Annotated in this window: 10 protein-coding genes; 4 read left to right on the top strand and 6 right to left on the bottom strand. The window is 41.2% G+C overall.

The annotated features are described in order from the left end of the window. Positions 1-213 precede the first annotated feature (213 nt). Both QUE46_RS10015 and QUE46_RS10010 read left to right on the top strand, forming a co-directional pair. On the top strand, positions 214-1,149 hold the full coding sequence (locus QUE46_RS10015; RefSeq protein ID WP_286244667.1) for a LysR family transcriptional regulator: 936 nt from the start codon (positions 214-216) through the stop codon (positions 1,147-1,149). Between the two features lie 13 nt (positions 1,150-1,162). Beyond that, positions 1,163-1,507, top strand: coding sequence for a lactoylglutathione lyase (locus tag QUE46_RS10010; protein ID WP_286244666.1), 345 nt, complete (start codon positions 1,163-1,165; stop codon positions 1,505-1,507). 80 nt (positions 1,508-1,587) lie between these two features. Here the strand turns inward: QUE46_RS10010 and QUE46_RS10005 are convergent, their stop codons facing one another. The 5 genes from QUE46_RS10005 to QUE46_RS09985 form a co-directional block, all read right to left on the bottom strand. Then, the gene (locus QUE46_RS10005; RefSeq protein ID WP_286244665.1) at positions 1,588-2,478 is read right to left on the bottom strand and encodes a dienelactone hydrolase family protein; all 891 of its coding nucleotides are present in this window, start codon (positions 2,476-2,478) and stop codon (positions 1,588-1,590) included. A gap of 119 nt (positions 2,479-2,597) precedes the next feature. After that, positions 2,598-2,765, bottom strand: a complete 168-nt coding sequence (locus QUE46_RS10000; protein ID WP_286244664.1) for a hypothetical protein — start codon at positions 2,763-2,765, stop codon at positions 2,598-2,600. A gap of 132 nt (positions 2,766-2,897) precedes the next feature. Next, the gene (locus QUE46_RS09995; RefSeq protein WP_286244663.1) at positions 2,898-4,694 is read right to left on the bottom strand and encodes a SulP family inorganic anion transporter; all 1,797 of its coding nucleotides are present in this window, start codon (positions 4,692-4,694) and stop codon (positions 2,898-2,900) included. A 698-nt stretch (positions 4,695-5,392) separates the two neighbouring features. Then, positions 5,393-8,542 (bottom strand): efflux RND transporter permease subunit, encoded by a 3,150-nt coding sequence (locus QUE46_RS09990; RefSeq protein WP_286244662.1) that lies wholly within the window; start codon positions 8,540-8,542, stop codon positions 5,393-5,395. Next, complete coding sequence (locus QUE46_RS09985) at positions 8,539-9,720, bottom strand: efflux RND transporter periplasmic adaptor subunit (protein WP_286244661.1); 1,182 nt, start codon at positions 9,718-9,720, stop codon at positions 8,539-8,541. The genes QUE46_RS09990 and QUE46_RS09985 overlap by 4 nt, the downstream gene beginning before the upstream one ends. Before the next feature lie 169 nt (positions 9,721-9,889). Between QUE46_RS09985 and QUE46_RS09980 the strand changes: the two genes are divergently transcribed. Continuing rightward, the gene (locus QUE46_RS09980; protein WP_055015194.1) at positions 9,890-10,153 is read left to right on the top strand and encodes a YkgJ family cysteine cluster protein; all 264 of its coding nucleotides are present in this window, start codon (positions 9,890-9,892) and stop codon (positions 10,151-10,153) included. 377 nt (positions 10,154-10,530) lie between these two features. Here the strand turns inward: QUE46_RS09980 and QUE46_RS09975 are convergent, their stop codons facing one another. Then, positions 10,531-12,384, bottom strand: coding sequence for a TonB-dependent siderophore receptor (locus QUE46_RS09975; RefSeq protein ID WP_286244660.1), 1,854 nt, complete (start codon positions 12,382-12,384; stop codon positions 10,531-10,533). A gap of 176 nt (positions 12,385-12,560) precedes the next feature. Between QUE46_RS09975 and QUE46_RS09970 the strand changes: the two genes are divergently transcribed. Next, positions 12,561-13,052, top strand: coding sequence for a peptide-methionine (S)-S-oxide reductase (locus QUE46_RS09970; RefSeq protein WP_286244659.1), 492 nt, complete (start codon positions 12,561-12,563; stop codon positions 13,050-13,052). The last annotated feature ends 259 nt before the right edge of the window (positions 13,053-13,311 follow it).

Genomic DNA, 13,311 nt, shown 5'->3' with positions numbered 1-13,311 from the left:
CTAATTTAATAAATAGTGGCTAGTGACTAGCTGATGGGTACAGTGTAATATTTGCCTTTATATTGATAAACCGCGCAATAGCTAAGCATTGTCAAATATAAATAGACAATAAATCACTTTTTGGTTGCTCAATACACTGTAAGCAAACCTAAAGCGCTTAATTTTGCCAAAAATAATAATTAAATTATTAAGTTGATAATGGGTTAATACACAATGCTTTTAGAAGACTTACAGGTAATTTTAAAAGTGGCAGAGTTTAAAAGTATTACTGCTGCAGCATCAAATTTAGATATGCGCACCGCCACAGCAAGTGCTGCTGTAAAAAGGGTAGAGCAGGCTTTAGGTTTTGAATTATTTATACGCACCACTCGTCATTTAAGGCTTTCTGCAGCCGGCGAGCGTTACATTCCACAATGCCAACAAGCAATAGCGATGCTTGAACAAGCCAAAAATACACTTAAAAGCGATGACGATATAATTGATGGCGAGCTGCGTATTGCGCTTTCTTCTGATTTAGGGCGCAACATTGTGATCCCATGGCTTGACGAGTTCATGCAAACTCACACTCAGTTAAGCCTTCGCGCCAATATTAGCGACAGTAATATCGACTTTTATCGTGACTCGGTCGACATTGCACTGCGTTATGGTAAACCTAACGATGCCAGCATGTACGGTTTTAAAATTTGCGACGTACCGCGTATTTTATGCGCAGCACAAAGCTACCTTGATATACACGGCACACCTGCTCATCCACATGATTTAACTGAACATAAAGGGCTGTTTTATCAACTGCAAGATATAATTAAAGATGTATGGGTATTTAGCGATGCCAGGGAAGAGTTTAAAGTAAAATTGCACGGAGGCCACGCAACTAACGATGGTGATTTAGTAAGGCGCTGGTGTGTATCGGGCAAAGGGCTTGCAGTTAAATCCTGCTTAGATATGTCTAACGACTTACTTGCCGGTAATGTTGTAAACGTTATGGCAAATTTTAAACCTACACCTACAGAGCTTTGGCTAGTATGCCCAAGCAGGCAGTCAATCACTCCAGCCGTGCGCTTACTTCGCGATGCATTTAGAGAAAAAAGCGCAGGTATTTTAAAAGCCCTTATTGCAAAAGGGATTATTGATAAAACCGTGCTTGACTAATTAAGGACTAATAATGCAAGTTGATGATATTAGAGTGTTTGTGCCATGTAAAAATTATCAGCAATCGTGTGACTTTTATCAGGCGCTGGGCTTTAATGTTCAGCGGGCGTCAGCTGATTTAAGTATTGCAACATCAGGTGAATGCTGCATCTTTTTACAGCGTTACTACAACCAAGAATTTGCTGAAAATTTAATGCTGCAAGTGTGTGTATTAAATATTCACGAAGCCTTTAACATTATTTGCAAATTAACTCACTTTGATATTCGCTTTGAAGGGATAAAACAAGAGCCGTGGGGGAAAGTGGTTTATTTGTGGGGACCTTCGGGCGAGCTTTTACATATTACAGAGCTTAATTAGCCAAAGCTTAGTTAATCAGAGCTTAGGTCAATTAACTTAAATAACGCCACCCATTTTAAGCTGGTGGCATTATATTCTGATTAACTTAGCTTTTCATTCAAAAACGCTAAGGTACGCTGCCAAGCAAGTTCTGCTTTTTGCTCATCATAACGCCCAGTAGAGTCGTTATGAAAACCATGGTTTGCACCTTCGTACATGTGCATAGTGTACTCAACATTATTAGCTTTTAAGCTTTTTTCATAATCAGGCCATGTAGCGTTAACGCGTTTATCAAGCTCACCTAATTGAATCATTAAAGGCGCTTTTATATTTTTGTGCAGTGACTCACTGGCAGGGGTGCCATAAAAGGGTACGCCCGCGCTGAGTAATTCACTCTCAACCGCCGCTAAGTAATTAACAATATAACCACCAAAACAAAAACCTACAGCCCCTAGCTTGCCGTTGCTATTTGAATGATTTTTTAAAAAGTGGGCAGCGGCTACAAAGTCGTTTTGAATTTTAGCTCTGTCCATGGTTTTTTGCATGGCGCGGCCTTCATCGTCATTGCCTGGGTAGCCACCAAGCGGATAGAGTGCGTCGGGTGCAAAGGCAATAAAGCCTTTTTTGGCTAAGCGCCTTGCTACATCTTTAATATATGGGTTTAAACCACGGTTTTCGTGAATAACTAATACAACCGGCAGTTTACCTTCAATTTTGCTAGGCACTGCTAAGTAACCTTTGCCTTTACCATGCCCGTTTGGCGAATCAAATTCTTCGTAGGTGGCTTTAATATCGTCATCATTAAACGATACTTGCTCTGCAAACGCATAATTGGGTAACAGGGCACTGGTTAGTACGCTCATTGAAAAACCAAGTGCAGCTAACCCACCTAGTTTTTTCATAAATGTACGTCTGTCCATTAAGCCGTGGGCGTATTCATCGTACCAATCAAAGGCTTCTTGCGGGATATGATCTGATTGCTGGGTATTCATGGCTGCTCCTTCCATTATTATTAGTTATGTATTGTTATTTATTACCATAACGTATTAGGAGTAAAAAACGAGCAGTTTATCTCTTTATATATAAAATTAGCTATTGAGTGAGTTTTAGCTTACCTGTCTGATAACCCTTCATCTACGCCTATTAAAAAGTCGAGCCCCACAAACGCGAACGATATAGCAATGGCGCCTAATAGCATTAAGTTACGGTTATTCTTTTTGTAGCCAATTGTAGTTAACACGGCAAAAGCAATAAATAGAATAATTTGTATGAGTGGCATAGTTACATCCTTTTATGTATTGGAGTCAATTTAAGGGCCTAACTTACCAGCTGAAAATAATTTAAACAATTGATTTAAAGTAAAAAGCTCGGAAAACTCCGAGCTTTTTAAGTAAGTTATCTAATTGGCTTGTTACGCCATAGCGTCGTTGGCTACAGGGTATTTAGGGTCTTCAACAATGTTAACCTCAACTAAATCACCGGCTTTTTGTAATAACTGGGCAGACTCAGGGCTTAAGTGACGTAAATACAACGTTTTACCTAATGCTTTATAACGTACGCTTAAACCATGTATAGCTTCAATACCCGATTGGTCGCACACTCTGGCATTGGCAAAATCAATACACACTTTTTGTGGGTCGTTATGTGGGTTAAACCCTTCTTTAAACGAGGTTATAGAGCCAAAGAATAAGTTGCCTGCTACTTGGTAAGTTTTTTGCGTTTGAGACTCATCGCTGCATTGAATACGAATTTCTTTTGCAGAATTCCACGCATAAACTAAGGCTGAAATAACAATACCTATACCTACGGCTACGGCTAAATCGAGCAATACGGTAACGGTTGATACCACAATAATGATAAATATTTCAGACTTTGGAACGCGGCCAAATAAGCGCAAAGATGACCACTCAAACGTAGCAATAACCACCATAAACATAACGCCAATTAATGATGCTACCGGGATCATTTCAATTAAGCTTGGGAAAAACAAAATAAATACCAGCATAAATAAAGCGGTAGCAATGCCAGCAGCACGGCCTCGGCCGCCTGAATTTAAACACACCATACTTTGGCCAATCATGGCGCAGCCGCACATGCCACCAAATAAACCGCTTAAAATATTGCCCGAACCTTGTGCCACAGACTCGCGATTACCTTGCCCGCGGGTTTGTGTTATTTCATCAATAAGCGAAAGGGTCATAAGCGTTTCAATTAGCCCAACCGATGACAAAATAAGTGCAAGCATTAACACGGTAATTAGCGCATCGAGCGAGTCGCTATTGGTTAAATCCCAGCTAATTTGCGGAAAGTGAAAACTTGGTAATGCACCTTTTAAACTGCCATCAAGCGGATCGGCAGTCTCTTTTAATCCTTCTGCTACTTTTTGCGCTTCGTTAGCTTGCCATTTAGCCATAATTTGTGCATCAGTTGGGCGCTCTAATGCTATATTTTGCGCAGCTTCGCTGTATTGCCCATGAGAAATTTGATTTTTTACCGCAGCAAAGTTTTCAGTAATGATTTCTTTTTCAATCATTGAAGTACGCTGCGTGTACACAACGTCGCTAACAAGTTTTGACTCAAGCGGGGTAAATGTAACCAGCGCCGTACATACGGCAATAGCGGCAAGGGGCGCAGGAATTGCTTTGGTATAGCGTGGTAAAAAATACACAATGGCCATGGTTAACGCTATTAACCCCATCATGGTAAGCATGGCTGGGCTGCTTAGCTGCATCCAATCGCCCGCGTAGGTAAACATATCGTGTTGCTTATCGTATACAACACGAACGTTTTCTTTAAATTGGCCAAATTGCGCCATACCAATTACTATGGCTAAGCCGTTTACAAAGCCAAGCATTACGGGGTGAGGTAGTAGCCTTATAAACTTGCCCATTTTAAAAGCGCCAAACACAACTTGCAGCACACCGGTTAATACCACGGCCGCCAACAAGTATTCCAGCCCAAACATAATAATAAAGGCGGTAGTGACTACAGCCATGGAGCCCGCCGCACCCGAGATCATACCAGGGCGGCCGCCAAACACGGCGGTAATAAAGCCAACAAAAAACGAGCCATAAAGACCCATCATGGGGTCAATTCCCGCTACAAAGGTAAACGCAACGGCTTCGGGAATGAGCGTAAGCACAGCGGTTAAGCCGGCTAATACATCATTTTTTAAATTAGCGCTGCGTTTGCTTATTAAATCAAACATAGGGTTCCTTAACGTGCATAAATAAACTACATGCCATAGCGCTTTTAGCGAATAGCAGTATGTTTTGGTGTTTTAAATTTACGTGTATAGGGCGTGTTGATCTTTGCGGATTGAAATTTGTTCAATCTAGGTGCGATCAAATCGCGGCGCGAGGTTTGTAACCTAGTGGGCTCGATAACTGCTCCTGCGTTATTCTAATGACTTACATCCATGTAAGAATAAGTAAAAACCGAGCAAAGCTTCCGCGTCCTGCTCACGCCCCTTACCTACATCCATGTAGGCAACAAAGAGTTTATCGCCCCTAGGCAGAACCCAAAGGGCAGCGTATGTTTGGCATTTATGCTACGTTATCGCCTATTTATGGGGAGTAACCACACTTCATAGGCTCTGCCTTGCCTAAAAACCAAACATACTGCTGCAAATTCAAACGCCAAAGGTCAACACGCCCTCGTTATTAGAGCTAAGTGGAGGGCACTTAACAGTTAAGCGGCTCAAAACCATTGCGGTGTGAGCTTAATGCTAAACAATAAAATTCTAATGCGTTAGCGATGCTTTAAATTGAGGGCGCATAATACGCTGATATTATTAAAATAATTACCTATAATTTATTTGAAACACTTTATAAAAACTATTAATAATGCAGGGCAAATAAAAAGCTCGGCGTATTAGGCCGAGCTTTAATGGTTGGGAGAGAAACTTTAATTATTTGTAGGTGTTGGTTGAGCAGTTATAGGTTGCGATTTACCAAATAGCTTACGGGTTAGGCGCTTAGCATCTTCTAGTGCTACGTACTGGCAAGGTATAAGTATTAAGGTAATTACCGTGGCAAAAAGCACACCAAAGGCCAGCGATACCGCCATAGGAATAACTATTTTAGCTTGTAAGCTGGTTTCCATAATAATTGGCATTACCCCAATAAATGTAGTAATTGAAGTAAGCAATATAGCTCTAAAGCGCTTTGCACCGGCTTGCATAACAGCCTGTTTAATAGCCATACCTTCTGCGCGTGCTTTATTTACAAAATCAACCATTACGAGGGAGTCGTTTACTACAATGCCCGCTACTGCAATAATGCCAAACATAGACAGCCCGCTCATGGTCATGCCTAATATTACGTGACCAAACATTGCACCTACTACACCAAATGGAATAACCGACATAATAATAAGCGGCTGCGAGTAAGAGCGAAGCGGTATAGCTAATAACGCAAATATAATCATCAGCGATATAGCAAAGTCGCGTAACTGCTCATCGGCGCTGTCCATTTCTTCTTGTACGCGCCCAGCCACATTACTTTTAACGCCTGGGTAGCTTTTAAGCAGCGAAGGTAAATAGGCATCGCGAATTTCTTGTGCAATAGCAAATGGTTCAACTTGGTCAGTATTTACCGCTGCCCACACATTAACAGTACGGTTTGAGTTTTCGCGGCGTATACGGTTTACACCATCAACAAGCTTAACTTCGGCTACTTCGCTTAACGGCACTTCTGCACCGGTTGGCGTAATAATACGCGCATTTTGAATGTTGCTAATTGAGTTACGCTCGCTTTCTGGGTAACGTATCATTACTTTAATTTCTTCGCCTTCGCGTAAAATGCGCTGTGCTTCTAATCCGTAGTAACTAAAGCTTACTTGCGATGCAACGTCGGCAAGTGTAAGTCCCATGCTGTAGGCTAGTGGTTTTAAATCTAGCTGTACTTCGTCGGTGGCACTTTGCAGTGAGTCGTTTACATCGCCTACACCTTCCATGCTTTGTAGTTTAGCTTTTAATTTACCGGCTACTTCTTTTAACTCATCGGCATTTTTGCCTTGCAGTCTAAAACTTACGTCGCCGTCATCACGTCCGCCACTAAAAATATTATCTTGAATATTAAGCGTTTTAACACCTGGTAGCGGTGGCATTTGTTCGCGCCATAGGGTGCTTAATTCAAAGGTGTCGATAGGGCGCAAGTGTGGCTCTACTAAAATAGCCATAATATTAGCCTCTGTACGCCCACGTAAGCTTACCGATAAATCGCGTATCATGCTTTGGCCGTATTGCTCTTCAAGCTCTTTATCTACTTTGAGTAATACATCTTCTATTTTACGGGCGGTTTCAAGGGTTGCCTGCTCCGAAGAGGCAAGGTTCATTTCAAGTGTAATACGCGGAAAGTCATGCGGTATTTTAGGGTTAGGTACAAACTTAACTAACCCGCCTGCAAACATACCCGCACTCACTATTAATATACATAAAAAGCCAATAATTACGGTATAACGATAATGTATACAATGGCCTATAAAAGGCGTGTAGTAGTTTTGCACAAAGTGTTTTAAACCGTTATCAACTATATTACGCAGTTTATGTAATGGGTTTTTAGGGTTAGGTTTACGCGGGTTCATAGCTGCAATATGCGCAGGTAATATTAGCTTTGATTCAATTAACGAGAAAATCAAACACAGTATAATAACTACACCAATGGCTTTAGAAAACGCAGCACCTGGGCCTGATGCCATAGCTTGTGGTAAAAACGCTGCAATAGTAGTTAATACCCCAAAGGTTGCAGGCATCGCTACGCGCTTAACACCACGAATAACGTTATCAAGGCTATGGCCATGTTTTTCTATTTCGGCACTGGCCGATTCACCTACGACTATGGCATCGTCGACCACAATCCCAAGTACAATAATGAAGGCAAATAACGACACCATGTTTATGGTGATGTCTAAAAAGCCAATTGGCATAAACAAAAAAGCACCTAAAAATGAAACTGGTAAGCCCATCATTACCCAAAAAGCTAAACGCAGCGGTAAAAACAGCGCCAGCACTATCATTACTAAAATACCGCCCCATACCATGTTGTCGATCATCATATCGAGTCGACCTTCAAGGTAGTAAGTTAAATCAACAATAGGTGAGAGCTTTACGCCTTGCGGAAGTTTTGACTGTTTTTCTGCCATGTAGCCTTTAAGAATTTTAGCTACATCGGTTATGTCTTGATCTTTTGAGGCATCTACTTCAAACGAGAGTGAGTTTTTACCATTATATTTAGAGTAAAGTAGGCCTTCTTCAAAGCCGTCGTTAATCGTCGCTACATCGCCTAAATTAATTTGTGCGCCATCGGCAAGCGTTATAAGCGGAAGCTTTGCAAATTCGCCGCCACGATATGCCTGCTTTTCAACACGCATTGAAATATAGCCTGTGTCAGAGCGAATTTGCCCTGCCGACATATTGGTAGAAAAGTTTTGCACAGCGCTTGAAACATCTCTAAATGTTAGGCCATATTCACGCAGTTTATCGGGGCTTATTTCTATGCCTATTTCGTAATCTAGGCCACTGTAAAAATCGACTAAGTTAACGCCAGGTAACGCGAGTAATTCATCTTTTATGTCGTTACCTAGCTCTTTTAGCTGGTAATAACTCATGTCGCCATAAAGCGCGAGGATCATTACCTCTTGCTGAAATTTTTCACGTTGAATAACGGGGCGTTCCATCCCCGCAGGAAAGGTATTAATAGAGTCTACTTGCGCTTTTATTTCGTCTAGGGCTTCTTGTAGGTCGTATTTTTCTTCTATTTCTACCCACGCTTGCGCATAACCTCGGTTAGAGTAAGTAATTAAACGTTTTATACCTTCGGTACCCTCAAGGTTTTCTTCAATTTTTATGGTTATGCCTTCTTCAACCTCTTGCGGGGCGGCGCCTGGGTATACTGCTTGAATACTCACCCAGTTACTTTCAAACTGCGGAAATGCCTGTTTACGAATGGTCAGCGCCGTTAATAGCCCGCCAATAAGTATAAAAATCATGATGAGGTTTGCCGCAACAGGGTTACGTGCAAACCATGCAATTAAGCCTTTTTCTGAGGTATTCATGGCGTATCCTCTTTAAGTGCTAATTGAGTAACATCGCTTTTAGGCTCAGTGCCTTCTAGCTTAACCGCCATGCCTTCTGTTGGGTATTCAAGGGCAGAGGTAATAAGTTGCTCGCCATTATTTAACCCTTGGTCGGCTATTACCATGCCATTTTGCTCACGTACAATATTAAGCGTTTTAAAGCTAAGGGTGTGATTGTCGTTTAAAATAGCAATTTTGTTATTTTTAACTAAATGGTGCGGCACTATAATCGCGTTATCAAGCGCGCGGCCTTTTATGGTGGCGTTAATGTATGAGCCAAAACGCAGTGGCTTAGCGTTATCAGCATACGGGGTAGGTAACTGCGCAACTAAATAGCTCATACGGCTAGTTTGATCAACAACACCTTCGCTACGTACAACCTTGGCTTGCCAGGTAGTTTGCCTACCGGCAAATTCTGCATTAAGTGTAACCAATGCACCTATACCGCCATTATTTAAGTATTGCAGCTCTTTATCTGCAACCGGTAAACGTACCTCTGCAACCGAGGTCGCGCTAAGCTCACCAAACTTACTGCCTGCACTTACTACAGAGCCTAAGCTAATAGTGCGCTCGTTAATAATGGCATCATATGGGGCTCTAATGTAGGTACGTTCTAAGTTACGTTTAGTGCGTTTTACACGGGCTTGAGCAGATTTAAAATTTGCCATTTTTTCGGCAAGTTGTGGTTTACGTAAATAAAGCTCAGATGCAATGGCATCGTTTGAGTCTGATTTAATACGTTCCCATTCAGCTTTAGCAACATGGGCTTGTGCGCGCTCAATTTCAAGTGCTGAACTTGCTTGTGCAAGGCCTGCTTGGGCTTCAATTAAGTCGGCTTCGTAATCATTTGGATCAATTCGTGCTAAAATATCGCCTTGCTTAACAAACGCGCCTTCAACAAATTGTTCGGCTACTGAAATAACTTGCCCGCTTACTTGCGCAACAAGCTCTGTACGGTCTTTAGGTTTTACAACGCCGTACGATTTTACATCAAGCGTAATGGCATCAATGTTTACGTTTTGCGCAGCAACAAGTGGGCGAGTGTCTTGCTCTGGTTTTTCTTCTGGTGGCGTTTTCATTGCTGAAAGGCCAATTGCCAGTGCAATTCCGGCAGCTAAAACTGCGACAGGTAATAAAATTTGTTTTTTAGTAGCCACAAGGCATTCCTTCATATATTTGGTGACAAGGCAATAATACGCAATAAAGTGTTTACAAGGCGTTTGAAGATGTAACAAAGCATTACATGTGTGTATTACAATTAAACAATTGACTATGCATGGGTGAAATCACACTGCAAATTGCATAGTTTTATTAACTGAGGTTATTATGAAAACAGAGCCTATGGCATGTCGTTTAGGCTGCGGTGCATGCTGCATTGCACCAAGTATTAGCTCGCCAATCCCCGGGATGCCAAACGGTAAAAAAGCCGGAGAGCGTTGTATTCAGCTAGATGAACGTAATTTATGTAAATTATTTGGCGATGAAAGCCGTCCAAAAGTATGTAGTGATTTTAGCGCCACATTTGATGTGTGTGGGTCAACTAATGCAGAGGCTCTAGCACTTATAACCGAGCTTGAGCAATTAACCTAGCTCACGAGGTTAATACACATATATTTACATTTATCTATTACCGAGTAATTTTTTAAGTAATTAAAAGCTGCGCTTTTAACGCGAGCAAGCTCAGCGTCTACCGCAAATGTGCAGGTATACGGTTGTTTTGTAGACGTAAAGCTTGCTTACGTGACAGGCAAAGCCTGTAAAAGTGAATAAATCACAAGGAGGGGAAGAGTTGCTGCGCTTTTAGAGGAAGAGATTAGCTTTAAGTAATAGTTGGTTTGTGTATTCTCATTTACTTCTCATTCGCTTCTCTTTGTGGAATATTTTTTGTCTAAAATAGCGCTTTTATAAAAAACACAGCGTTTACAAATCAAAGTATAAATTGAGTTTGTAAACGCCGGCTTTATTTTCTACCAACTATACGTTGCGCTTAACGTATATTGCTCACCGCGTCCTGGTGTACCTGGTATTTCTTCAAACGACTCATCCCATAAGTTATCAGCCGCTAAAGTAATAAATAAATTGCTTAACTGAGGCGGGGTTATTTTAAGCGTTAGCTGGGTAAATAACGCGTTGTCGTGGCCGTTTCTAAGCGCGTTTTTGTGTTGTGTACGCCATTCGTTATCTATTCTAAATTCTAAAATATCAGTTGGGTTGTACACAGCGCCGAGTGTTAAACGGTGATCAGGAAAGTTTAACGCGTAAAAACTGGCATCAATATCGGCTGCGCCGTAGTTTTCTGATTTATGCAAATAGGTATAGCTAGCAATAAGTTTTGCCGTATCAAAGTGTTTAGTCGCTAAAAATTCAACCCCTGCAGTATCAATATCAACGGGGTTTGCAAAGCGCGCAGAGGTGGAGTCAAAATTAAAAGTCCAGTCGGTTAAATTATTATCTTTTCGATAAAAAATAGCCGAGTTTAACTGCCAGCTTTGCTCTTCAAGTAATAAGCCAAGCTCTAAGTTTGACGTTGTTTCGCGCTCAAGGTTGTAGTTACTTCTAAATAACCCGCCAGAATCGCTGCCGCCAATGGCTGTGTAGCCTGCGACTTGGCTCGCTTGCGCGTATGATAAATAAATACTTTGCGCTGTGCCGTCACTGTTTTGGGTGCTTAAGGTTATATCACCAATAGCTGATACTTCAGCATCATCACGATTGGTATCATCATACGCAGCCCCTAAGCGAAAAGTAAGCTGCTGATTCGCTTTTAAAGCCATAGTGTATTGGGGCAATACGCTCAGCTTATAATATTTTCGTGAGGTAAAGTTGTTTTCAAGTGTGGTTGATTCAATCGAGTCATCAATAAATTGTGCCGAGTAATTTATTGCCAGTGCATCGCTTTGTGTATGGCGACCCGAAAGAGCAAGCGATTTAACTTCACTTTTATGAAAAGCTTCAAATACACTTGGGTTTTCGCGCGAGTAAATATAGTGATCGTCATGGGTACGGTAATACGCCGATACTTCAAAGTGACTGTTTTCAGCATAGTTTTGCTTGTGATTAAGCATCCAAAGGCGTGTTTCTAGATCTTCAGTTTCGTTAACGCCAAAAGGGGTATATAAGTTAGGCCAGCCAAAAAACTTATCTTGCGAGCCATAAAATAAGTCGGTCTGACTATGCTCGCTTGCTAATTGCACGCGTGCTGAGGCGCGCGAAAAGTCATGGTCGCCATTATCAATGGTGCCATCACTTTGCGAGTGAGAGTACTCACCTTCAAAGCCCAGGGTATAGTTAGCTAAGCTATCAAGTTGAGTGTTTTTAGCAGCGTGAATACTTTGCAGGTTAAAGTCGTTCGTACCAGTGCCAAGCGATACACTACCGCCAGTAATAATTGGTTTCCAACCAAACGAAACTGTACCTACAGAGCTGTTCATACCGTACAGTGCGTTATCAGCACCGGTTAAAACATCTGGGCCACTTAGCATTTGTGGTGCAATAGGTATTTCAGCAAAATAATGGCCAGATTGCGGGTCAAGCAGGGTAGCGCTTCCTACTCTAAAACCTGTGTTTTCAAAAATCCCACCACGAATAGTTACATCAGCTTGCGCTTCAGCCATATTACGAGATTGAAGATCAACACGTGGGTCGTACTCTAAATTAGAAATAGGCGAGTCAAATGTACCCACAGGCAGTTTATTGGCTGTAGGTGAGGCTTCAACCGTTATTTGCTCGATTGATGACTCATTAGGTAGCGTATTAGCATAAGCAAATGGGGTAACGCTGCATAAAAGGGCAGGTAATATAATGTGTGATGTGCAGTTCATGTGTTTCTCGTCGTTTTTTATTTGAAGCTGCGGTTACAATAAATTTCAAAGCTCATATTTGAGCATGATAAAATAGCCAAATATAACAGCAGTCATTTTGTGCGCGATTGTACATTAATTTGTTAATAACTGCATTTGATAACCATTCACACTTTTCTCATTAGGTAACATTTATAATGAATACTAAAGAACACAATACTATTTACTTTGCTGGTGGCTGCCTGTGGGGCGTACAAGAGTTTATGAAACACTTACCAGGCGTAATAAGTACTGAAGCAGGACGCGCTAATGGTACAACTAAAACGACAGGTGGCGACTACGATGGTTATGCAGAATGCGTAAAGGTAATTTTTGACCCAAACGCCGTTAGCCTAAATAAGCTGTTTGACTACTTTTTTGAAATTATTGACCCATACAGTATTAATAAACAAGGAGATGACGTAGGCCCTAAATACCGCACTGCTATTTACAGTAAAAACCAAAACCATTTAGACGCAGCAAGAAATTATATAAATAAGCGCAGTGATGCAGAAAAAATTGTTGTACAGGTAGAGCTGCTTACTAATTACGTACCAAGCGATGCTGAACACCAAGACCGTTTAACTAACCACCCAGATGACTATTGCCATATACCCTTTGAGTTATTGTATAAATACAAAACGAATTAATAAAAACTATTGTTTATTTTTTCTTTGAGCTTTTTTGCTTAGTTTTTTCTTTTTTCGCGGAAACATGTCTCTACTTAGGTATGGTACTGCTAAAAAAAAGATCCCACATCCTAAGTAAAAAAAAAGGTTAAAAAGATAAGTAAATGGAGAGGTCGAGAAAAAATAAACCTCAGATTCAACACGATAATCTGTTGGTGTAAGTACATAACCGTCGTATATAGATTTTACTGCGATTATGATAGATAAGGAGCCTATAGCC

Source organism: Pseudoalteromonas sp. MM1, assembly GCF_030296835.1.
In the GTDB taxonomy this organism is placed as follows: domain Bacteria; phylum Pseudomonadota; class Gammaproteobacteria; order Enterobacterales; family Alteromonadaceae; genus Pseudoalteromonas.
Note: the sequence above shows the minus strand (reverse complement) of the source record. Positions and strands in the feature narration are given on the sequence as shown.